The sequence below is a fragment of the Streptomyces sp. DSM 42067 genome (genome assembly GCF_055792885.1).
Genome location: NZ_CM147706.1, coordinates 6,651,219 through 6,672,868, shown reverse-complemented (window position 1 = coordinate 6,672,868; position 21,650 = coordinate 6,651,219). Strand labels below are relative to the sequence as shown.

Here is a 21,650-nt window from a genome sequence, read left to right as displayed (position 1 = left end):
TCGTGTGGTCACGTCAGCCGCCCCAGATCTGGGCGTTCTTCGACTCGGTGGCCTGGTAGTTCTGAGCGGCGCTGTCGAGGGCCCTGGCGATGGCCTCCAGCGTCTGCTGCATGGAGTTCGCGCGCTGGTCCCACTCGGCCTGCTTGGCGCGGTAGGCCTCCTGCGCCGAGCCTTCCCAGGTGGTGGCGATCTTCTTCACACCGGCCTCGAGTTCGTCCAGCTGACGGCGGATGTTGTTCGCCGTCGAGCGGACGTCCTGTGAAGCCTGGGAGATCGTGGCGAAATTGACGAGGATCTGCCCGGACATGTCTTGTGTCTCCTCAGATGTGTCGATGGTCGGTCACGGACGTGCGGCGCGCGGAGGACATGCGGCGCGACGCACGGGGCCGATCATCCGAACGGGGACTGAGCGGCGATGTTCTGGATGGACGAGCGCTGCTCCTCTTCCGAGGCCGCGTAGCTCTTGGTGCTCTGGTCGACCGCTTCCTTGATGTCGTTCAGGATCTGGTTGATCTTGTTCGCATCCTGGTTGACCTGCGTCTGCAGGTTGTTGTACGCGGTGGCCGCCGAGCCCTTCCAGCCGCCCGTGATCGTGTCGATCACGGTCTGCAGCCGGCGGATCTCGCCCTGGATCGAGGAGTTGACCGAGGAGATACGACCGCTGAACGCGATCATCTCCTCCTCGGTCATGGTGAACTGCTGTCCAGCCATGCTCTGTGTCCCCCATGAGACGTAGGAGTTGTGGGTCGATCCACGTACCGGACGCTGCCGTGGCGACGGAGCGTTGTCCAGTCGTGTCGTCTCAACTCTAGTCGCATTCACCGACAGAACGAACATCAGATGGGTTCTGTAGCAGGATCACAATGAACCCAACTCACCTTTTTCACAGGCGACTTCGTTGACGGCTTGACGAGTTGGCCGAGTTGACGAGGTGATGGCTTTGTCTACGAGCCATACGGGGCCTTACGGGCGATACGAGCCGAAGCGGCCGTACGGGCCATACGAGCCGAAGCGGCCGTACGGGCCATACAAGCCGACGCGTCCGTACGGGCCTTACGAGCCCTGCGCCTGCTCCGCGTTGCCGCTGCTGAGTTCCGGGCCCGCGGCGAGCAGGTCCGCCCAGGACTCCGGCACCGTGACCGGGCGGATCTTGTCGTACCCGAGCCTGACCTGCGCGCTGTTGGTCTGCTGGCCGTCGGCCTTCTCACCGCCGGTCACCTGGCTGTCGTTCCTGGCCGGGACCGAGTAGCGCAGGCCGGTGTCTGTCACCAGGTAGACGTTGCCGCCACCGGCGCTGGTCCCCGTCACCTTCGTGAACAGCAGGCCGCTGCCGGGCGAGACGTACGTGCTGGAGCCGCTCTGGGAGACGTCCTTCGGGTATTCCTGGGAGGTCCAGACGGTCATCTTCGGCATCTTGCTGTACTGGTCGTCCTTGCCGTGCCAGATGCTGCAGGAGACCTTGTTGCCGCCGGTCTCCCAGTGCGTGTTGGCCTGTTCCACCGGGGACGTGGGCCAGTTCATCTCGGACATGTACTGGCCGTCCGCCGGCTGGATGTCGTTGAAGCCGACCCTCACCGGCTTCGGGATCCCGTTTTCGTACAGGCTCTCCGCCCCCACTTTTGCGAGCAGCAGCTGGGCCGTGAAGTCGGACACCGGCTGCACCCGGTCCTTCAGGACGACGTACTTCTGCATCCGGTTGCCCGAAGGAGCCTCGAGAACGAGACCCACCTTGGCCAGCTTGGGGTCGAGCCCGTCGACGAACGCCGTCGCTCCTCCGAGCCCGTCCAGGGTGGGGAAGTCGACGGTTCCCGCCACGTTCAGCGTCTTGATGAAATCCGCACTGACCTTCTGCGGCTCCGCGCCGTCGCCGAACACGGCGCGCTCGAGCGTGTTCAGCGCCGACTGGGACCGGAGCCTCCAGTCCTTGCCGCCCATCAGGTAGGCCCGTCCGTCCGCGGTGACCATGTACCGCGGCCCGGCCGCCCCGGCTGCGCCCGGCCCCTCGATGTACAGGGCCTCGCGCTGGTTCAGCTCCTTGTTGCCCTTGTGCAGCATGTCGTTGTAGTCGGCCTGGTCCAGCACGTACGTGGCCCGGCGCAGCTGGTTGTCCGATCCCTGGCCCGGGGCCTCGCACAGCGCCCAGACCTTGACCGTCTCCGCGTCCTCCGAAGAGGGCAGCCGGTCCGGAGCGAAGGGAATTCCGACGGTGGCGCCCATCGGGTACTTGCTCTCGTCGAGCACCGATTCCTTGATCTTGATGACCTTGGGACTCTCGCCCTTCAACAGAAGCTTGGCGGAGGCCAGGTTGAGGACCGGGTGAAGGCTGGGCTTCTTCTCACCCTTGGTGCGCACCAGGACGTAGCGCGTCGTGGATTCGCTGCCGACGAGGATGTTCGCGCCCTCCTTGTCCCACCCCTTCGGCGCGGTCGGGCTGAGCATTCCCCATGCCCCGAATCCGGCGAGCACCAGCATCGCCACGCCGAGGCTCGGCAGGACGGTCTTGAGGGGGCGCGGCGCGGCCTCTTCCGAGCCGTGTGGAGACGGCTGCAGAAACGCCGCCACCGTGCGCCTGCGCGCGAAGGAGTAGGCGTTCAGCTCGTCCCGACGTGTCGCCATGGATGGGTCAACTCCCCGTTTTTGTCGCTTTGTTGCTGTGTCGCGGAACTCCCCAGGGCCGCCCGGTGCTGTGTGACGGCTGCGCCTGCAGGGACCCCTACTATGCCGTGTGACGATCGCACCGTACGGTACGGGGTAGCGTGGTGCGCCGCCAGCTCAAGTCGCGGCAGGACAAAGCAGCCAGATAACGCAAAGGGGTTGTACCGGGGGATGAGCACTGCGACCAGGTCCCGGCGCCGGAACGGCAGCCGTCGCGCGCAAGGAAACCAAGGGACGGAACCCGCACAGCAGCCCGCAACCCCCGGTCGCGTGAGCCCGGCCGCGCCGTCGCTCTCCAGGCGCCCCGGCAGCATCGGCCCGATCCGCGTCCAGTCGCTGGTCGGCCTGGAGTTGGCCGCGGCGGCGCTCCTGGTCGGCTGGCTGCTGCGCCCCATCGGCATCGTGGTCGGTATCGTGCTGGCCGTACCGCTGGTCCTGTCCGGGTTGCTGCGCCGGCGCGGCCGTCCGCTGCCCGAGTGGTTCACCATCGCCCGTGCGTTCCGGGACCGCCAGAAGCGCAACGCCGAGCCCGTACCGCCCGGCACGGACCCCGGCTTCGCTCCGGCCGTCGAGTGCGACCCCGCCCTGCGCACCTACTCCTTCCGCGACCGCGAGCAGCGCGAGATCGGCATGGTCGGTGACGGCACGTTCGTCACCGCTCTGGTGCAGGTGCAGGCCATGGACACGCCCCTGCGTCCGGCCCGCGGCACCCGAGAGATCCCCCTCGATCTGCTGCAGGGCCTGCTCGAAGTGGACGACATCCGGCTCGCCTCCGTGCAGGTCGTCCAGCACACCCAGCCGGCGCCGGCACCGCACCTGCCTTCGCAGGCCATGGCGGCCCGCTCCTACGCGCAGCTGCAGGCGCAGAGCATGACGCCGGGTCTGCGGCTCACCTGGGTCGCGCTGAAGCTCGACCCGGAGCTGTGCCCGGAGGCCGTGGAGGCCCGCGGCGGCGGGATGCAGGGTGCCCGGCGGGCGCTGCTGCGGGTCGCCGACCAGCTGGCCAGCCGCCTCATGGGAGCAGGTCTGAAGGCCAAGGTGCTGAGCGAGTCGGAGATCGTCTCGGCCATCTCCACCTCCAGCTGCGTCAACCCCATGGCCACCACGAGCGGTGCCGCCCTCGACGGCAGCCGCTCCAACCGCCGTACCGCCGAGAGCACCCGTGCCTGGCGCTGCGACGGCCGCTGGCACACCACGTACTGGATCTCCCGCTGGCCGCAGCTCGGCGACGGTGCGCTGGGGCTGCCCTGGCTGGTCGGCGCGCTGACCTCCTCCCCCGCGCTCGCGAGCACCTTCTCGCTCAGCATCAGCAAGGCGAGCGGCAAGGCCCTGGCCCTGTCCGGGCACGTGCGTCTCACCGGCCGCAGTGAGAACGAACTGACTGAGGCCCGCCGTCACTTGGAGGGGGCCGCATCCCAATTCAAGGTCGGCCTGGTGCGGCTCGACCGTGAGCAGCTGCCCGGAGTTCTGGCCACCCTGCCGCTGGGAGGTACTCGCTGATGTCCGCCCCCACCGCTCCCGCCACCGGCCGCGCCGGCTTCGGATCCGCGGCACCCGGCTTCCCCGGCCAGCGCCCCGGCCACCTGCCCCGCAACCCCGAACCGGCCCCGGTGGAACCGCAGCGACGCCTGCGGGCGGCCTTCGGTCTGCTCGGCCCCCGGCGTGAGCGCCACCTCGTGGACGCCGAGGCACTGTCGCGGCTGACGCTGCCCGTCGGCGACGACGGCCTGATCCTCGGTATCGACGGCGGCAACCAGACGGCGGTGCTGGGGCTGTGCCGGCCCACGCGGCTGGACGTCGTGCTGGTCGGCGGCACCTGGATGGCCCAGGTGATCGCTCTGCGCGCCGCGGCCACCGGCGCGCGCGTGGCCGTGGAGACCGCGCGCCCCCAGCTGTGGTCGCCGATGGCGCAGGCGGCCGGCGGCGGCCAGCAGTGTGTGACGGTGCACCCGGTGGGGCGGATGGCCCCGCAGGGCCCGTCCTCGTCCAGCCCGGTCCTCATCATCCGCGACCTCGGCGCCCGCCCGCCGCGCGGCCGCATCACCGCGGCGCCCTGGCAGTCGGTGCTGACCCTGGTTCCCTATCTCGGCCCCACGGCACCGCGCCTGCTGTCCAACGCCGACATCGTCGGGGTGCAGCGGATCTCCCCGCAGGAGGCCGCAGTGCTCGGCAAGATGATGCGGCTGGGCCGGGACGACGTGGCGAACCTGCCGTCCCTCTCCGACAACGTGGCCCTGTGGTGCACCCGCAAGGACCGCCAGTACGTGATGACCCAGCCCACCGACGCGGAGAGCCACCTCCTCGGGCCCGCGCGCCGTATGGACTGAGAAGCCATCCGCTGCTCCGGATGCGATGAGTTGCCGCCTGCGAGGCTTTCACGGGTGAACGAACGTGAAAGCCTCGCAGAGGTTTGGTGACCAGGCGGAATCACCGAGTGGGGCTCCCGAGGCCAAGTAGGGTGATCGGGCACGCGGTTCGCTCATCGGAAAGGGCCCCTTCACCATGGCTGAGGCACACGACAGCGCCACGGGGACGCAGGACGAGGACGTCAGGGCACGGAAGGAACGGGAGCGGGACGAGCTGTACGCCCTGGACATCTCGGACGTCGAGTGGCAGAGCGCGCCTGGCGCCGAAGAGCACGAGGAGCGGGTGGAGATCGCCTATCTGCCGGGCGGAGCGGTGGCCATGCGGTCCTCCCTGGATCCCGACACCGTACTGCGTTACACGGAGGCGGAGTGGCGGGCTTTCGTGCTCGGCGCGCGGGACGGCGAGTTCGACCTCGAGCCCGCTCCTCACAACGGAGGGCTCGCGGGCGAGTAGCCCCTCCATCGAGCCGTCCGGCCGGCATCACCCGACGTCAAGCCGTGCCGCCGACGTCACCCGAGTCAAGCCGTCCCACACGACGTCACCCGAGTCAAGCCGTCCCACCCGACGTCACCCGCCAGCAAGTTGACCGGCCCGATACCAAAAGCAGACGCATTGGCCAAGACAGGGCGAACAGGAAGAGGCAGCGACCTGGGGGCACCTCCCAGGCCCTTGAGGCACTGAGGAACGGTCGATACGGAGGCGGGCGGCCCCGCCATGTGGGGTCCCCGACGATTAGGCTTGGTACGGGTGCGGCGTCAGAACCCACGGGTGAGTTGTTCGCGTCCAGGGGAAGCCAGGCGGATCGGACAACAGGAACGGTCGCCCCCAGCCCGGCACATGAGTGCTCATACGGCACGAGGGTGCTCGACCACACCAGGAGGATTTGTGCAGAGCGATCGGGACGGGATGCCCGGGGGCTGGGCCACGCCCGGCGATGACCAGTCCGACGCGGAGTCCGCCGTCGAGACGACGGGCGAGTTCATCATCGACTATGCCGCGCCTGCCTGGTACACGGGGAATGCCTCGGCCGACGTGGAGGAGGTGCCCTCCGCTCCCGCCCCGGCGCACTCCCCCGCTCCCGCACAGCCCTCCGGTCCTCAGCCGGCGGCTCCCGCCGCACCGGCTCCTGGGCCGGGTCCCGTTCCGACGTACTCGTACGGGGGTGCGGCCGGTGTGACGCCGCCTCCGCCGGTCGGCAGTCCCATCGCGGCGCCCAGCCTGTCCGAGGCCAACGCTTTCCCTTCCCCGTCCTCCGAGCCTCCGGCAACGTCCGGCCCCTCAGCGACCACTGATTCGGCGGGATCCACGGGCTTCTCCGGCTCCGACGGGCCGGCTGCGTCGTCCGGCTCGACCATGCCGTCCGGGCCGACCGTGCCGTCCGGCCCGACCGTGTCGTCCGGCTTCGATGAGCAGGCGGCCACGGCGGGCGGTGCGGCGGCGGACGGCACCGCCGGAGCGGACAGGGTCGAGGCAGCCGAGGACGGCGGTGCCGGTGCGGCAGACTCCCCGAACGCGCCGCGCGCTGCGGAGGACATAGCCTCGGACGGCGCAGAGGGCACCGGGACTCCGGTCTCTCTCCCGGACGGGAGCGAGGAGGCCGGTCGTCCCGAGCCGGGGGATGCCCCCTCGGTAGATGACCCGGCCAGGCCGGACGCCACGCCCGACGCCTCGTCGGACGCCACGCAGCACCCGGCTGAGAACGCGGCGCAGGGGGCGCCTGCCGCCCAGACGCCGACCCCGGTGCCCCCGGGAGGACTTCCGCCACTGCCGCCCTCGTTCCAGCCGGCGGCACCTGCCGCTGCGCCCCCGGCCGCGGCCCAGTGGCCCGCGGCCGCCGGGCAGCCGCCGGGGGCCGCAACCCCGCACACACCGGCGCAACCGTCGCCTGCTCCGGGCGCGGCTCCTGCCCCGGCTCCACACGCCGGTCACAGCGGCTACGCGCAGCCGGCAGCCCAGGACCCCCAGGGCGGTTACGGCTTCCCGCAACCCGCGGCCCAGAACCCGCAAGGCGCCTACGGCTACCCCCAGCCCGCGGCTCAGGACCCGCAAGGCGCCTACGGCTACCCGCAACCCGCGGCCCAGAACCCGCAAGGCGCTTACGGCTACCCCCAGCCCGGGGCCCAGAACCCGCAAGGCGCCTACGGCTACCCCCAGCCGCCCGGCGCCGCTCCGGCTGCGCCGGCTCCGCAGGAGGGCCAGGGGGCCTACGGATTCCCTCCGGCTCCCGCCCAGCCCTCGACCGCGGCAACGCCCACGGCACCCGCTGCCGCTCCCGAGACGCCCAACGCCGGACCCCAGCAGGACGGTTACGGTTTCCCGCAGCCCGGCACACCGGGAGCGGCCGTACCGTCGCCCCAGCCGGGCGGTTACGGCTACCCGCAGCCGCCCGCCTCCGGACAGCCCCAGCAGCCGTCCCAGGCCCAGCCGGGTCAGCCGATGCCGCCTCAGGCCCCGGCCCAGTCCGGTCAGCCGACGCCGCCTCAGGCCCCGGCCGCCCAGCCGCAGCCGCAGCCGGGACAGTTTCCCTTCCCGGGGCAGCAGCCGGCGACCCAGCAGCCCTATGAGCAGGCGCCCGGTCAGCCCCAGGTCGACCCCCGTACCGGTGGTGCCTGGCCGCAGCCCGTGCAGCACGACCAGCGGGAGCGCACCGCGCCGGGTGCGCCGCTCGGCTACAACGCCGCCGTCGAGCTGTCCGCCGACCGGCTGGTGAACAACAAGAGGCAGAAGGCGAAGAGCGGGCGTCCCGCGGCGGCCGCGTCCCGGTTCAAGATCGGCGGCAAGAAGGAGGAGCTCGAGCGACAGCGGAAGCTCGACCTCATCCGGACGCCTGTGCTGTCGTGCTACCGGATCGCCGTCATCAGCCTCAAGGGCGGCGTCGGCAAGACGACCACGACCACCGCGCTCGGTGCGACGCTCGCCAGCGAGCGGCAGGACAAGATCCTCGCCATCGACGCCAACCCGGACGCGGGCACGCTCGGCCGCCGCGTGCGGCGTGAGACCGGGGCAACCATTCGCGACCTGGTCCAGGCGATCCCGTACCTCAACTCGTACATGGACATCCGCCGGTTCACGTCCCAGGCGCCCTCCGGGCTCGAGATCATCGCCAACGACGTCGACCCGGCCGTGTCCACGACCTTCAACGACGAGGACTACCGGCGCGCGATCGAGGTCCTTGGCAAGCAGTACCCGATCATCCTCACCGACTCGGGTACGGGGCTGCTCTACAGCGCCATGCGCGGAGTGCTCGATCTCGCGCACCAGTTGATCATCATCTCCACGCCGTCGGTGGACGGTGCGAGCAGCGCGTCCACGACGCTCGACTGGCTGTCCGCGCACGGGTACGCCGATCTGGTCTCGCGGTCCATCACCGTGATCTCGGGGGTGCGCGAGACAGGCAAGATGATCAAGGTCGAGGACATCGTCAGCCACTTCGAGCAGCGGTGCCGCGGGGTGGTCGTCGTGCCGTTCGACGAGCATCTGGCGGCGGGCGCCGAGGTCGACCTCGACATGATGCGGCCGAAGGTGCGCGAGGCTTACTTCAATCTGTCGGCGATGGTGGCCGAGGACTTCATACGGGCGCAGCAGCAGCAAGGGCTGTGGACGTCCGACGGGAATCCGCCGCCCACCATGGCTCCGCCGCTGCCGGGGCAGGGGGTGCCTGGGCAGCAGCCGTACCCGGGGCAGCCCGCTCCTGGTCAGCCGTACCCGGGGCAGCCCGCTCCTGGTCAGCCGTACCCGGGGCAGCCCGGGCAGCCGTATCCGCAGCAGGGGCAGCAGCCCGCGCCGCCCTTCCAGCAGGGGCAGGCTCCGCCGCCTCAGCAGTAGCAGCCGCTTCGCACCGCACGGCCCGTACCGTTTCCCGGTACGGGCCGTGCCCGTTATCTGAAGCGCACCCGCCGTCGTGGGTTGTGCCCACCCTCCCCCATTGCCTAAAGGGCATGGGAGGTACCCCCATCGCCCTGCGGAACGATTGCCCACAACGGTAGGCGTCAGGCGCTGGCCTGGGCGTCGTCACCGGTCTCTACCAATGGGCGTGACATTGCCGTCAACTCGTTATTTCCGCAGGCCACATGGGGTTCTTGTGCCGTTGACTGGTGCAGACGAGCGCTGATAGACACTCAGATCTACCAGCTGGCGACCCTTGATCGACACGATCGGCAACGATCGGCAAGCCACCCCTGCACGAGCGATGACGCGAGGTCACCGACCATGGACACACCAGCTCAGCAAGACCGGCACGGCAGAGGGCGTACCCATCACCGCCGCCCGCTGCGTCTCCTCCTGGCCGCCGGTGCCGCGGCGTTCACTCTGACGGCCGGTCTTGCGACACCGCTCAACCCTGCGCCCGAGCAGGCCAAGGCGGCCGACGACGGCAAGAAGGTCCTGACCGTCGCGGTGGCGCAGAGCGTCGACTCACTGAGCCCGTTCCTCGCCCAGCGTCTGCTCAGTACGAGCATCCTCCGGCTCATGTACGACTACCTGACCAATTACGACCCGAAGGACAACCACGCGATCCCGGGCTTCGCCACCAAGTGGGAGCCGTCCGCGGACAAGCTGACCTGGACCTACACCATCCGCTCCGACTCCAAGTGGTCGGACGGCGAGCAGGCCACCGCGGCCGACGCCGCCTTCACCTTCAACAAGATGATGACCGACGAGGGCGCCGCCACCGCGAACGGCAACTTCGTCGGCAACTTCAAGAAGGTGACCGCCCCCAGCCCCACCAAGCTGGTCATAGAACTGAAGAAGCCGCAGGCGACCATGGCGGCCCTCGACGTCCCGATCGTGCCCGAGCACATCTGGAAGGACGTCGACGACTACGCGAAGTTCAACAACGACGAGACGTTCCCGGTCGTCGGCAACGGCCCCTTCGTCCTGACCGACTACAAGGTCGACCAGTACGTGCGGCTGAAGGCCAACAAGGACTTCTGGCGCGGCGCGCCCAAGTTCGACGAGCTGGTCTTCAAGACGTACAAGGACCAGGACGCCGCCGTCGCCGCCCTGCGCAAGGGCGAGGTGTCGTTCGTCGCCGGCGCGCCCGCGCTGACGCCCGCTCAGGCGGCCTCGCTCAAGGGCGAGAAGAACATCAAGGTCAACGAGGGTCCGGGCCGCCGCTTCTTCGCGCTGGCCACCAACCCGGGTGCGCAGACCAAGGACGGCGAGAAGTTCGGCGACGGCAACAAGGCCCTCCTCGACCAGAGGGTCCGGCAGGCGCTCTTCCTGTCTGTCGACCGCAAGACGATCATCGACAAGGTCTTCCAGGGCCACGCCGTCGAGGGCGAGGGCTACATCCCGCCGCGCTTCTCGACGTACTTCTGGAAGCCGTCCGACAGCCAGAAGCTCGCGTACGACCCGGAGAAGGCGGCCGAGCTCCTCGACGAGGCGGGCTACAAGCTCAAGGGCGACCAGCGCGTCGGCAAGGACGGCAAGCCGCTCAACCTGCGCATCCTGTGCCACGCCACGGACCCGAACGACAAGGCGGTCGGCAAGTACCTGAAGGAGTGGTGGGGCGAGCTCGGCATCGGCCTGACGGTCAACTGCCTCGACGACGTCTCCGTGCCCTGGTACGCCGGTGAGTACGACCTCGCGTTCGATGGCTGGTCCGTCAACCCGGACCCCGACTTCGTCCTCGGCATCCACACCTGCGCCGCCCTCCCCGCGAAGGCCAAGGAGAGCGCCGCGACCGACAACTTCATCTGCGACAAGACGTACGACGAGCTGTACCAGAAGCAGCTTGCCGAGTACGACCCGGCGAAGCGTGCGGACATCGTCAAGCAGATGCAGTCGTGGCTGTACGACTCCGGGTACATGAACATCCTCGCGTACCCGAACGCGGTCGAGGCCTACCGCACCGACCAGATCAAGTCGATCCAGACGATGCCCACCGCGGCCGGAAACATCTACGGCCAGGACGGGTACTGGAGCTGGTGGTCGGCTGTTCCGGCCGGTGACACGAGCGAGGCGAGCGCCGGCGGGGACAGCGGATCGACGGGCGCCGTCATCGGCATCGTCGTCGCCGTGGTGGTCCTTGCCGCCGGCGGGATCCTGATCGCGATGCGCCGCCGCACCACGGCCGACGACCGCGAATAGCGGCACGGCGCCACCGTTTCAACGGCGCACGCAACACGTTCAACGGCACACGCAACACGCGAAGGACGACCTCAGCACAACACTCGGCACGAGTAGCGAGAGTTCCCCCATGACAGCAGAGAGCACTCCGGCGCTCGTGCAGAGTGCGGACACCGACGGCGGCCCGGCACAGCCCGGGCCGCCGGCCGCCCGCGGTCCACGGGCACGCAACACCAGGGCCTATCTCCGGTACACGGCGGGGAAGATCGCCGGCGCGGTCGTCTCGCTCTTCGCCGTCCTGGTCACCAGCTTCTTCCTCTTCCGGCTGATCCCCAGCGACCCGGTGAAGCAGATGACGGGCGGACGCCCGGTCTCCGCCGAGCAACTCGAGTCGCTCAGACGCCAGTTCGGCCTTGATCTGCCACTGTGGCAGCAGTTCACGGACTACGTCGGTGACGCGCTCACCGGTGACTTCGGGATGTCGTACCAGTTCCACTCCCCTGTCATGGGCAAGATCGCAGAGGCGGTCCCGGCGACGCTGCTGCTCACCGGCACTGCGTACGCCCTCTACACCGCGCTGGGCATCTGGCTGGGCACCCGCACCGCCTGGCGCAACGGCTCCAGGAGCGACCGCTTCCACACCGCGTTCGCGCTCACGCTCTACTCGGTGCCGTCGTTCTGGCTCGGCCTGCTGCTCATCATCGTGTTCTCGGTGGGGCTCGGGCCGATCCCTGGCCTGTTCCCGACGGGTGGTCTCGAGTCGGGCGGCGAGACCGGATTCGCGTATGTCATCGATGTCGCGCACCACCTGGTCCTCCCGGTGATCACGCTGGTCGCGGTCGGCTATGCGCAGACGCTTCTCGTCATGCGTTCCTCGCTGCTCGACGAGATGGGCAGCGACTATCTGACGACGGCTCGCGCGAAGGGGCTGCGGGACGATCTCGTACGGCGTCGGCATGCCGTCCCGAACGCGATGCTGCCGACGTTCACGCTGATGTTCGTGAACCTGGGGCATGTGGTGGCGGGACAGATCCTGGTCGAGACGGTGTTCTCCTGGCCGGGCCTGGGCGGACTGTTCTACCAGGCGCTCAGCGTGCCGGATCTCCCGCTCGTCCAGGGCCTGTTCTTCGTCTTCGCCACCGCGGTGATCCTGGCGAACACCCTTGCCGACCTGCTCTATCCACTGCTCGATCCCAGGGTGGGCCGATGACGACAGAATCGACGGCCGCGGAATCGGCGGCCTCCTCGCAGCCCACGGACGCAGACTCCACGGCTCCGGGGGACTCCCCTTCGACCGGGACCCTCAAGAGCCCCCGCGCTCTGGCCCGCGCCCGCAAGCGCCAGTCCCTGGCCCGCTTCTGGCGCGCGTACCGCTCCCACAGGAGCGGCCTGTGGGGCCTGGCCGCGCTGGTCCTGATCGCGCTGATCGCCCTTGCCGCGCCGCTGCTGGCCGGTGCGGACGCGCAGAGCGTCACCGACGCGCCGGGCGGTCCCCTCGAGTCGCCGAGCGGTGAATTCCCCCTTGGCACCGACCAGTTCGGCCGCAGCGTTCTGGCGCTGCTGGTGTGGGGCGCACGTGTCTCGCTCACGGTGGGCCTGCTCGCGGCGGTGCTGTGCGTGGCGATCGGCACGGTCGTGGGCATCGTCGCGGGTCATTTCCGCGGCTGGTACTCGACGGTCCTGATGCGTGTCACCGACTGGTTCCTGGTGATGCCGACCCTCGTCCTCGCCATCGCGCTCGCCACGGTCATGGACCGCTCCATCTGGACCGTCATCCTGGCGATCGGCGTCACGACGTGGCCGACCACGGCCCGTCTGGTCCGCGCCCAGACGCTCGCCGTGGAGTCCCGCCCGTACATCGAGCGCTCCCGCGCCCTCGGCGGCGGACACGGGCACATCATGCTCCGCCATGTTCTGCCGAACGTCATGCCGCTCGTGCTCGCGCAGACCACGCTCGTGATCTCCAGCGCGATCCTCACCGAGGCCACGCTCGCCTTCCTGGGCCTCGGCGATCCGACGATCACCTCCTGGGGTGGCATGCTGCAGGACGCGCGCGAGGCGGGGGCGGTCAGCGCGGGCGACTGGTGGTATCTGGCGCCTCCCGGCATCGCCGTCGCCGTGGTGGCACTGGCGTTCACGCTGTGCGGCCGCGCCATCGAGTCCGTTCTCAACCCCAGGCTGGGGGTGTCCCGTTGAGCATCCAGGAGACGTCGAAGACGACGAAGGCTGCGAGTACGAAGGCTGCGAGTACAGGGCAGGCGCCCCTGTTGGACGTACGCGACCTGGAGGTCACGTACGCGGGCGGGGCCGCCGCCGTGCGCGGCGTGAACCTCACCGTGGAGGCCGGGCAGAAGCTCGGCATCGCGGGCGAGTCGGGCTGTGGCAAGTCGACGCTGGCGCTCGCGCTGCTGAGGCTGCTCCCCGCCGGGACGAAGGTGTCCGGGGAGATCCTGCTGGACGGCGAGGACGTGCTCACCATGAAGTGGGGGCGGGTCCGGGCGGTGCGCTGGGCGGGCGCCTCGATCGTCTTCCAGGGCGCGATGCACTCGTTGAACGCCGTGCACCGCGTAGGGGACCAGATCGCCGAGCCGATCCTCCTGCACAGGAAGGAGACCCCGGCAGGCGCGAGGCGGAAGACGGGCGAGCTCCTCGAGCACGTGGGGCTTCCCGCGTCGCGCGCGGACGCGTATCCGCACGAGCTGTCGGGGGGTCAGCGGCAGCGCGTGATGATCGCGATGGCGCTGGCCTGCGATCCGCGCCTGATCATCGCCGACGAGCCGACGACGGCGCTCGACGTGATGATCCAGGCGCAGATCCTCCGCCTCATCGAGCAACTCGTGGCCGAGCAGGACCTCGGTCTGATCATGATCAGCCACGATCTGGCGGTACTGGCCGACACGTGCGACCGGCTCGCGGTGATGTACGCGGGGCGTGTGGTCGAGGAGGGGCCCGCACTGCAGGTGTACGAGGATGCCCGGCACCCGTACGGCAAGGCCCTGTCGGCGGCGTTCCCGCGCATCGGCGACCCGGCGTCCCGCTTCGCCCCGCGCGGCCTGCCCGGTGACCCGCCGGACCCGTCGGCCCTGCCCTCGGGCTGTACGTTCCATCCGCGCTGCGCGGTGGCGCTGGACTCCTGCGCGAGCGAGGACCAGGCGCTGCGGGAAACGGGGGCGGCGCGGAGGGCCGCGTGTGTGCATGTGGCGGAAATGACCGGGATGTCACAGCCCGCCGCGTCCAGCCGGTCGCCGGAGCCCGCAGGAGACGCAGGAGAAACGAGGAGCAGCACGTCATGACCACCTCCCCGTCCACGTCACCGACGTCCTCAGAGACTCCGGCGCCCTCAGAACCCCTCCTCAGCGCCGTCGACCTTCGGGTCACGTTCCCGGGCCGGCACGGGGCGCCCGACGCCAGGGCCGTCGACGGCGTGGACCTCGACATCAGGCCCGGCGAGATCGTCGCGCTGGTCGGTGAGTCGGGGTGCGGCAAGACGACGCTGGCCCGCTCGTTGCTGGGGCTGGTGCGGCCGACGTCCGGCCGGGTCACGTTCGGCGGCGCACCACTCGACTACGGGTCGCGCGCGCTGAAGGCGTACCGCAAGCGCGTCCAGCTGGTGCTGCAGGACCCCAGCGGGTCGCTCAACCCGCGGCACACGGTGTACGACGCGGTGGCGGAGGGCCTGCGTATCCACGGCTACGCCGGGGACGAGCGGGCGGCGGTGGCGGAGGCCCTTTCGCGGGCCGGCCTCAGGCCTCCTGAGCGCTTCTTCCTCCGTTATCCGCACGAGCTGTCGGGTGGCCAGCGGCAGCGTGTCGTCATCGCGGGCGCGCTGGTGCTGGAGCCCGAACTGATCGTCGCCGACGAGCCGGTGGCTTCGCTGGACGCCTCGGTGCGCGGCGAGATCCTGGCGCTCCTGCTGCGCCTGCGCACCGAGCTGGGTCTGTCCGCCCTCGTCGTGACCCACGATCTGGGTCTGGCCTGGAACATCGGCGACCGGGTCGCGGTCATGTACCTGGGGAGGATCGTCGAGACGGGCGACGTCGAACAGGTCCTGACGGCACCTCGTCATCCGTACACGCAGGCGCTGCTGTCCGTACTGCCCGAGGCGGGAGGCGACCCGGTGGTGCTCACCGGCGAGCCCCCGGACCCGTCCCGCATTCCGTCCGGCTGCCGCTTCCACGCCCGCTGCCAGATCCTCGCGAGCGGTGAGGCGGCGGAGGCAGGGGTCGCGGACGCCTGCCGGACGCAGGACCTGCCGGTGCTCGACGGTGCCGGAGGGGCCCAGGTGGCCTGCCATTGGGCGGCGGCCCGTACAAGCGACAATGGCGCGCTGACGCAGGCAGGCTGAGGGAAGAGGACCGAGGCAGCCCCCGTGGGCTACTTCGGCCGCCCCGAAACCGCCTCATACGCCTCGATGAGCTCCCGCGACCGCTTCACGTCGTCCGAGATGGCCTCGAGGAGGGCCTCGATCGAGTCGAACTTCGCCTGCCCGCGGACGAAGGCGAGGAAGTCGACGGCGACGTGCAGACCGTAGAGGTCGAGGCCGACGCGGTCGATGGCGTACGCCTCGACAGTGCGTTCCGTGCCGTCGAACTGCGGGTTCGTGCCGACGGAGATCGCGGCGGGCATCGCCTCGCCCTGGGCGTGCAGCCAGCCCGCGTAGACGCCGTCCGCCGGGATGGCGGTGTGCGGCAGCGTCTCGACGTTGGCGGTCGGGAAACCGAGATCGCGGCCTCGCTGGGCGCCGCGGACGACGACGCCCTCGACGCGGTGCGGGCGGCCGAGGATCTCGGCGGCGCCCTCGACGTCCCCCTCGGCGACGAGCCGGCGGGTCAGGGTGGAGGAGAAGGGCTCGCCGCCGCCTGCCTCACCGCTCACGAACAGGTCGACGACCTCGACCTCGTAGTCGTATGTGGTGCCGAGCTCGGCGAGGAACTCGACGTTGCCTGCGGCCTTGTGCCCGAAGCGGAAGTTGGGGCCCTCGACGACGGCCTTCGCGTGCAGCTTGTCGACGAGGACCTTCACGACGAAGTCCGCGGGCGACAGCTTCGAGAACTCGGTGGTGAACGGGAGGATGAGCAGCGCGTCCACGCCGAGCTCGGCCATGAGTTCGGCACGCCGGTGGTGCGGGGCGAGCAGCGGGGGGTGGCTGCCGGGGCGTACGACCTCGCTGGGGTGCGGGTCGAACGTCACCACGACAGACGGGATACCGAGCTCCCTCGCGCGGTCCACCGCGCGCCCGATGATCAGCTGGTGCCCGCGGTGCACACCGTCGTAGGAGCCGATGGTGACGACGCTGCGCCCCCAGTCCTGGGGGATGTCCTCCAAGCCACGCCAGCGCTGCACTGTGACCGCTCCTCGAACGTGTGTCCGTGATTCCGTGTTTCCGTAATTGCCTGATACGCAGATACGCAGGTCTAAGACTGCCATGCCCCTTCCCCGCGAGTCGCAGCGGTATGGGGAGCAGCCCCGGGCAGGGCGTCCGACCACGGCATCAGGCACCGGCGAAGGCTCGGCCGAGGCCCGCCGGGGCCCGGCCTCAGCCGAAGACCGCCAGGCTCTTCGCCTTGCCCTTCGACTCCTCCACCAGGGCCAGGAACCGCCCCTCGGGATCGAAGACGGCGACCGTGCCGGAGCCCGCGTACTCGTCGGGCATCTCCAGTCGTACACCGTTCGTCAGCAGCCGTGCCCGCTTGGCGTCCACGTCCCAGCGCGGGAACGCGGCCGCTGCGGCCTCCGCGATCGGCATGACGGTCAGCTCCTGCTGGAGCTGGTCGAGGGTCCTGGCCGCATCCAGCTTGTACGGGCCCACGCGGGTGCGGCGCAGCGCCGTCAGATGGCCGCCGACGCCCAGGTCGGCGCCCAGGTCCCGGGCGAGCGCGCGGATGTACGTGCCCGAGGAGCACACCACCGAGACGACCAGGTCCAGGACCGGCGTACCGTCATCGGCGACCGCTTCCCGGACGTCGTAGACCGCGAAGGACGACACGGTCACCGGGCGGGCCGGGATCTCGAAGTCCTCGCCCTCGCGGGCCCGCTTGTAGGACCGCTTGCCGTCGATCTTGATGGCGCTGACCTTCGACGGCACCTGCATGATGTCGCCGGTGAGCTTGGCGATCCCGGCGTCGATGGCGTCACGGGTTACTCGGGACGCGTCGGTGGACGAGGTGATCTCGCCCTCGGCGTCGTCGGTGACCGTGTTCTGGCCGAGCCGGATCGTGCCGAGGTACTCCTTCTCCGTCAGCGCCAGATGACCGAGGAGCTTTGTCGCCTTCTCGACACCGAGGACGAGCACACCGGTCGCCATGGGGTCGAGCGTGCCCGCGTGGCCGACGCGGCGGGTCCTGGCGATCCCGCGCATCTTGGCCACGACGTCGTGCGAAGTGAAGCCCGACGGCTTGTCGACGATGACAAGGCCGTCGGGCGGGGTGTTCTTCTGGGTCATTCCGCGGCGTCGCCGTCCGTCTCGTCCTCGCCCGGCTTGCGGTACGGGTCCGCCTCACCGGCGTAGGCGGCTCCGGCCGAGGCCTCGCGCACCGCGGCGTCCGATGCTCGTGCCTTGTCGAGCAGGTCGTCGATGGTCTTGGCGGTTTCGGGCAGGGCGTCCGCCACGAAGGTCAGGGTGGGCGTGAACTTCACGCCCGCCGCCCGGCCCACCTCGGAGCGGAGAACGCCCTTGGCGCTCTCCAGGCCCGCCGCGGCCGCCGCGCGCTCCTCATCGTCCCCGTACACGGTGTAGAAGACGGTCGCCTCCCGCAGATCACCGGTGACCCGGGTGTCCGTGATGGTCACATGCGAACCGAGCCGCGGGTCCTTGATCCCGCGCTGCAGCTTCTGGGCCACCACCTCTCGGATGAGGTCCGCCAGCCTTTTCGCCCGCGCGTTGTCGGCCACTGGTCCGTCTCCCCTTTTTCCCTGGGATTGTCTTGCCATGTTCGGTCGGTCGTAGTCGACCATGTTCGGTGGCCCACGACCGCTGTCCGCCGTCGTCGCCGGCCGTGTCAGGCCGTCGGCCGCGTTCAGTCGTCGTCGCCGTGGAGCCTGCGCCGCACCGAGAGCAGCTCCACCTCGGGCCGGCCCGCGACGAGACGCTCGCAGCGGTCCAGTACGTCGCTCAGGTGCCCCGCGTCCCCGGACACCATCGCCAGGCCGATTCCGGCCCTGCGATACAGGTCCATGTGCTCGACCTCCGCCGCGCTCACCGGGTACTTCCGCTGGAGATCGGCGACGATCGGGCGGACGATGGAGCGCTTCTCCTTGAGCGACCGTACGTCGCCGAGGAGCAGGTCGAAGGACAGAGTCCCCACATACATGTGTATCCGGATGTCCCGCCGGTACGGGTTCGACGGTCCCGCCAACCGCTTGGCGGGACGATCAGAACGGTACACGCAACGGCCGGGGCCGATCGACGGGAATTCCACCCGCCGACCGGCCCCGGCCTCCCCACTGCCTCAGAGGCGTGGGAGGTGCCGTCGGCCGAGCCGTGCTCAGCCGCGCGGCTTCTCGCGCATCTCGTACGTCGCGATGACGTCGTCGACCTTGATGTCGTTGAAGTTTCCGAGGTTGATACCACCCTCGAAGCCTTCGCGGATCTCGGTGACGTCGTCCTTGAAGCGACGCAGGCCCTCGATGGTGAGGTTCTCCGCGATGACCTTGCCATCGCGCAGCAGCCGGGCCTTGGTGTTCCGCTTGACCTCGCCGGAGCGGATGAGCACACCCGCGATGTTGCCCAGCTTGGACGAGCGGAAGACCTCGCGGATCTCCGCCGTACCGAGCTCGACCTCTTCGTACTCCGGCTTGAGCATGCCCTTGAGGGCCGCCTCGATCTCCTCGATCGCCTGGTAGATGACCGAGTAGTAGCGGACGTCCACGCCCTCGCGCTCGGCCATCTGCTGTGCACGCCCGGCGGCGCGCACGTTGAAGCCGATCACGATGGCGTCCGAGCCCATCGCCAGGTCGATGTCCGACTCCGTGACCGCACCGACGCCGCGGTGCAGGACGCGGATGTCGACCTCTTCGCCGACGTCGAGCTGGAGCAGCGAGGACTCGAGAGCCTCCACCGAACCGGACGCATCGCCCTTGATGATGAGGTTGAGCTGCTGGACCTCGCCGGCCTTGAGCACCTTGTCCAGGTCCTCGAGGGAGACGCGGCGCACCCGCTTGGCGAACGCGGCGTTGCGCTCGCGGGCGGCACGCTTCTCGGCGATCTGGCGGGCCGTGCGGTCCTCGTCGACGACGATGAAGTTGTCGCCGGCGCCCGGGACGTTGGTCAGACCCAGGACCTGGACCGGGGTGGACGGACCGGCCTCGTCGAGCGTGTTGCCCTGGTCGTCGTACATGGCACGCACGCGGCCGTACGCGTCGCCGACCACCATCGTCTCGCCGACCCGCAGGGTGCCTCGCTGGACGAGGACGGTCGCGGTGGCGCCGCGGCCGCGGTCGAGGCGGGCCTCGATCGCGATGCCCTGTGCGTCCTGCTCGGGGTTGGCCCGCAGGTCGAGCGAGGCGTCCGCGGTGAGGACGACGGCCTCCAGGAGGCTGTCGATGTGCAGACCCTGCTTGGCGGAGATGTCGACGAACATGGTGTCGCCGCCGTACTCCTCGGCCACCAGGCCGAACTCGGTCAGCTGACCGCGCACCTTGGTCGGGTCCGCGCCCTCGACGTCGATCTTGTTGACCGCGACCACGATCGGCACGTCGGCCGCCTTGGCGTGGTTCAGCGCCTCGATCGTCTGGGGCATCACACCGTCGTTGGCCGCCACCACGAGGATCGCGATGTCGGTCGACTTGGCACCACGGGCACGCATGGCGGTGAACGCCTCGTGACCCGGGGTGTCGATGAAGGTGATCTTCCGCTCTTCGCCGTTGACCTCGGTCGCGACCTGGTAGGCACCGATGTGCTGCGTGATGCCGCCGGCCTCGCCCGCGATGACGTTCGTCTTGCGGATGGCGTCGAGCAGTCGGGTCTTACCGTGGTCGACGTGACCCATGACGGTCACCACCGGCGGACGCGAGACGAGGTTCTCCTCGCCGCCCTCGTCCTCGCCGAACTCCAGGTCGAAGGACTCGAGCAGCTCGCGGTCCTCCTCCTCGGGGCTGACGATCTGAACGGTGTAGTTCATCTCGTCGGCGAGCAGCTGCAGCGTGTCGTCCGAGACCGACTGGGTCGCGGTGACCATCTCGCCGAGGTTCATCATGACCGCGACGAGCGACGCCGGGTTGGCGTTGATCTTCTCCGCGAAGTCGGTGAGGGACGCACCGCGCGACAGGCGAACGGTCTCGCCGTTGCCGCGAGGCAGCATCACGCCGCCGACCGACGGGGCCTGCATGGCCTCGTACTCCTGGCGCCTCTGCCGCTTCGACTTGCGGCCACGACGCGCCGGACCGCCGGGACGGCCGAACGCACCCTGCGTGCCACCACGGCCACCCGGACCGCCGGGACGACCACCGAATCCGGGACGGCCACCGCCGCCACCGAAGCCGCCACCGCCGCCGGGGGCACCGCCACCGGGACGACCGGCGAAACCGCCGCCGCCACCGGGACGACCGCCGCCGCCGGGACCCGCGGGACGACCCGCGAAGCCGCCGCCGGGACGACCGGCACCGCCACCAGGACGACCGGCGCCACCGGGACCACGGCCGCCGCCACCAGGGCCGCCGCCGGGACGCGGGCCCGCAGCGGGACGCTGCGGCATCATGCCGGGGTTCGGACGGTTACCACCGGGACCGCCGGGACCGCCGCCAGGGCGGGGCGCCTGCGGACGCGGCATGCCGCCCGGGGTCGGGCGGGAACCGCCCTGGCCCTGCGGACGGGGACCGCCCTGACCTGCGCCCTGCGGACGCGGGCCACCGGGCGCACCGGCACCGCCGGGACGCGGAGCGCCGCCGGGACGGGGCGTCTGCGGGCGCGCCATGCCGGTGGAGCCACCAGAGGTGAAGGGGTTGTTACCCGGACGCGGACCGGCCGGACGGGCGCCGGGACGCGGCGCCTGACCACCCGGACGCGGCGCGCCGGGGCGCTCACCACGGTCGCCACGGCCCTGACCCGGAGCGGCCGGACGGCCACCCGGCTTCGGGGCACCGGGACGGGCGCCGGGACGCGGACCCGCCGACGGGGCGGCAGGAACGGACGGCGGCGCGGTGAACTCCGGCGTGGCCGGGGCCGCGGGTGCGGGCTTGGGGGCCGGCTTGGGACCCGGCACCGGACGGGGGCCCGGGGCCGGCGCGGGCGCCGCGGGCTTCTCGGCCGCGGCGGGCTTGGGCGCCGGCGGCTTGGGGGCAGCCGGACGAGCCGCCTGCGCCGGAGAGGGCGCGGCGGGCCTGGCGGGCGCCTGCTTACGGGGGGCACCGGGCTTCGCGGCGGACTTGCCGGAGCCGTTGCCCTGCTGGAAAGCGTCAGTCAGTTTGCGTACTACGGGCGCCTCGATCGTCGAGGACGCCGAACGGACGAATTCACCGAGTTCCTGGAGCTTGGCCATGACGACCTTGCTCTCAACCCCGAACTCCTTGGCGAGCTCGTATACCCGGACCTTAGCCACTTCGCTCCTTTTAGGTCCGGGTTA

At 70.3% G+C, this 21,650-nt stretch carries 17 protein-coding genes; 9 read left to right on the top strand and 8 right to left on the bottom strand.

Annotated elements, in window-relative coordinates:
* Nucleotides 1–13 precede the first annotated feature (13 nt).
* The 3 genes from ACSMXV_RS30255 to eccB all read right to left on the bottom strand — a co-directional run bounded on the left by ACSMXV_RS30255 (nucleotide 14) and on the right by eccB (nucleotide 2,616).
* Nucleotides 14–307, bottom strand: coding sequence for a WXG100 family type VII secretion target (locus ACSMXV_RS30255; RefSeq protein WP_181655798.1), 294 nt, complete (start codon nucleotides 305–307; stop codon nucleotides 14–16).
* An 83-nt stretch (nucleotides 308–390) separates the two neighbouring features.
* Complete coding sequence (locus ACSMXV_RS30250) at nucleotides 391–711, bottom strand: WXG100 family type VII secretion target (protein WP_181655797.1); 321 nt, start codon at nucleotides 709–711, stop codon at nucleotides 391–393.
* Nucleotides 712–1,053: 342 nt separating this feature from the next.
* Nucleotides 1,054–2,616: a type VII secretion protein EccB gene (gene eccB / locus ACSMXV_RS30245; RefSeq protein WP_473174316.1), complete on the bottom strand. Its 1,563-nt coding sequence runs from the start codon at nucleotides 2,614–2,616 to the stop codon at nucleotides 1,054–1,056.
* Between the two features lie 210 nt (nucleotides 2,617–2,826).
* On the opposite strand from eccB, the gene eccE reads away from it, so the two are divergent.
* The 9 genes from eccE to ACSMXV_RS30200 all read left to right on the top strand — a co-directional run bounded on the left by eccE (nucleotide 2,827) and on the right by ACSMXV_RS30200 (nucleotide 15,436).
* The gene (gene eccE / locus ACSMXV_RS30240; protein WP_473174315.1) at nucleotides 2,827–4,155 is read left to right on the top strand and encodes a type VII secretion protein EccE; all 1,329 of its coding nucleotides are present in this window, start codon (nucleotides 2,827–2,829) and stop codon (nucleotides 4,153–4,155) included.
* Complete coding sequence (locus ACSMXV_RS30235; RefSeq protein WP_181655794.1) at nucleotides 4,155–4,982, top strand: hypothetical protein; 828 nt, start codon at nucleotides 4,155–4,157, stop codon at nucleotides 4,980–4,982. The genes eccE and ACSMXV_RS30235 overlap by 1 nt, the downstream gene beginning before the upstream one ends.
* A gap of 175 nt (nucleotides 4,983–5,157) precedes the next feature.
* Nucleotides 5,158–5,475 (top strand): DUF397 domain-containing protein, encoded by a 318-nt coding sequence (locus ACSMXV_RS30230; protein ID WP_181655793.1) that lies wholly within the window; start codon nucleotides 5,158–5,160, stop codon nucleotides 5,473–5,475.
* Nucleotides 5,476–5,907: 432 nt separating this feature from the next.
* On the top strand, nucleotides 5,908–8,847 hold the full coding sequence (locus ACSMXV_RS30225) for an SCO5717 family growth-regulating ATPase (protein ID WP_473174314.1): 2,940 nt from the start codon (nucleotides 5,908–5,910) through the stop codon (nucleotides 8,845–8,847).
* Nucleotides 8,848–9,231: 384 nt separating this feature from the next.
* Nucleotides 9,232–11,112 carry an ABC transporter substrate-binding protein gene (locus ACSMXV_RS30220; protein WP_473174313.1) on the top strand — a complete coding sequence of 627 codons (1,881 nt, stop codon included), beginning with the start codon at nucleotides 9,232–9,234 and terminating at the stop codon, nucleotides 11,110–11,112.
* Nucleotides 11,113–11,221: 109 nt separating this feature from the next.
* Nucleotides 11,222–12,301 (top strand): ABC transporter permease, encoded by a 1,080-nt coding sequence (locus ACSMXV_RS30215; protein WP_473174312.1) that lies wholly within the window; start codon nucleotides 11,222–11,224, stop codon nucleotides 12,299–12,301.
* Nucleotides 12,298–13,287: an ABC transporter permease gene (locus ACSMXV_RS30210; RefSeq protein ID WP_473174311.1), complete on the top strand. Its 990-nt coding sequence runs from the start codon at nucleotides 12,298–12,300 to the stop codon at nucleotides 13,285–13,287. The genes ACSMXV_RS30215 and ACSMXV_RS30210 overlap by 4 nt, the downstream gene beginning before the upstream one ends.
* Nucleotides 13,288–13,355: 68 nt before the next feature.
* Nucleotides 13,356–14,384, top strand: coding sequence for an ABC transporter ATP-binding protein (locus ACSMXV_RS30205; protein WP_473179107.1), 1,029 nt, complete (start codon nucleotides 13,356–13,358; stop codon nucleotides 14,382–14,384).
* On the top strand, nucleotides 14,381–15,436 hold the full coding sequence (locus tag ACSMXV_RS30200) for an oligopeptide/dipeptide ABC transporter ATP-binding protein (RefSeq protein ID WP_473174310.1): 1,056 nt from the start codon (nucleotides 14,381–14,383) through the stop codon (nucleotides 15,434–15,436). Before ACSMXV_RS30205 ends, ACSMXV_RS30200 begins: the two co-directional genes overlap by 4 nt.
* A gap of 29 nt (nucleotides 15,437–15,465) precedes the next feature.
* Here the strand turns inward: ACSMXV_RS30200 and ACSMXV_RS30195 are convergent, their stop codons facing one another.
* The 5 genes from ACSMXV_RS30195 to infB all read right to left on the bottom strand — a co-directional run bounded on the left by ACSMXV_RS30195 (nucleotide 15,466) and on the right by infB (nucleotide 21,626).
* Nucleotides 15,466–16,434, bottom strand: coding sequence for a bifunctional riboflavin kinase/FAD synthetase (locus tag ACSMXV_RS30195; RefSeq protein WP_181866035.1), 969 nt, complete (start codon nucleotides 16,432–16,434; stop codon nucleotides 15,466–15,468).
* A 193-nt stretch (nucleotides 16,435–16,627) separates the two neighbouring features.
* Entirely contained in the window at nucleotides 16,628–17,533 is a 906-nt protein-coding gene (gene truB / locus ACSMXV_RS30190) for a tRNA pseudouridine(55) synthase TruB (RefSeq protein WP_473174309.1), read from the bottom strand.
* Nucleotides 17,530–17,982, bottom strand: coding sequence for a 30S ribosome-binding factor RbfA (gene rbfA, locus ACSMXV_RS30185; protein WP_181655784.1), 453 nt, complete (start codon nucleotides 17,980–17,982; stop codon nucleotides 17,530–17,532). The genes truB and rbfA overlap by 4 nt, the downstream gene beginning before the upstream one ends.
* A 125-nt stretch (nucleotides 17,983–18,107) precedes the next feature.
* A complete protein-coding gene (locus ACSMXV_RS30180) occupies nucleotides 18,108–18,401 on the bottom strand; it encodes a DUF503 domain-containing protein (protein ID WP_181866033.1) in 294 nt (97 codons plus the stop codon).
* Between the two features lie 174 nt (nucleotides 18,402–18,575).
* Nucleotides 18,576–21,626: a translation initiation factor IF-2 gene (gene infB, locus ACSMXV_RS30175; RefSeq protein WP_473174308.1), complete on the bottom strand. Its 3,051-nt coding sequence runs from the start codon at nucleotides 21,624–21,626 to the stop codon at nucleotides 18,576–18,578.
* Nucleotides 21,627–21,650: the final 24 nt, after the last annotated feature.

Coding starts and splice junctions, on each gene's coding strand:
- ACSMXV_RS30255 (WP_181655798.1), bottom strand. CDS start 307: ATGTCCGGGCAGATCCTCGTCAATTTCGCCACGATCTCCCAGGCTTCA.
- ACSMXV_RS30250 (WP_181655797.1), bottom strand. CDS start 711: ATGGCTGGACAGCAGTTCACCATGACCGAGGAGGAGATGATCGCGTTC.
- eccB (WP_473174316.1), bottom strand. CDS start 2,616: ATGGCGACACGTCGGGACGAGCTGAACGCCTACTCCTTCGCGCGCAGG.
- eccE (WP_473174315.1), top strand. CDS start 2,827: ATGAGCACTGCGACCAGGTCCCGGCGCCGGAACGGCAGCCGTCGCGCG.
- ACSMXV_RS30235 (WP_181655794.1), top strand. CDS start 4,155: ATGTCCGCCCCCACCGCTCCCGCCACCGGCCGCGCCGGCTTCGGATCC.
- ACSMXV_RS30230 (WP_181655793.1), top strand. CDS start 5,158: ATGGCTGAGGCACACGACAGCGCCACGGGGACGCAGGACGAGGACGTC.
- ACSMXV_RS30220 (WP_473174313.1), top strand. CDS start 9,232: ATGGACACACCAGCTCAGCAAGACCGGCACGGCAGAGGGCGTACCCAT.
- ACSMXV_RS30215 (WP_473174312.1), top strand. CDS start 11,222: ATGACAGCAGAGAGCACTCCGGCGCTCGTGCAGAGTGCGGACACCGAC.
- ACSMXV_RS30210 (WP_473174311.1), top strand. CDS start 12,298: ATGACGACAGAATCGACGGCCGCGGAATCGGCGGCCTCCTCGCAGCCC.
- ACSMXV_RS30200 (WP_473174310.1), top strand. CDS start 14,381: ATGACCACCTCCCCGTCCACGTCACCGACGTCCTCAGAGACTCCGGCG.
- truB (WP_473174309.1), bottom strand. CDS start 17,533: ATGACCCAGAAGAACACCCCGCCCGACGGCCTTGTCATCGTCGACAAG.
- ACSMXV_RS30180 (WP_181866033.1), bottom strand. CDS start 18,401: ATGTATGTGGGGACTCTGTCCTTCGACCTGCTCCTCGGCGACGTACGG.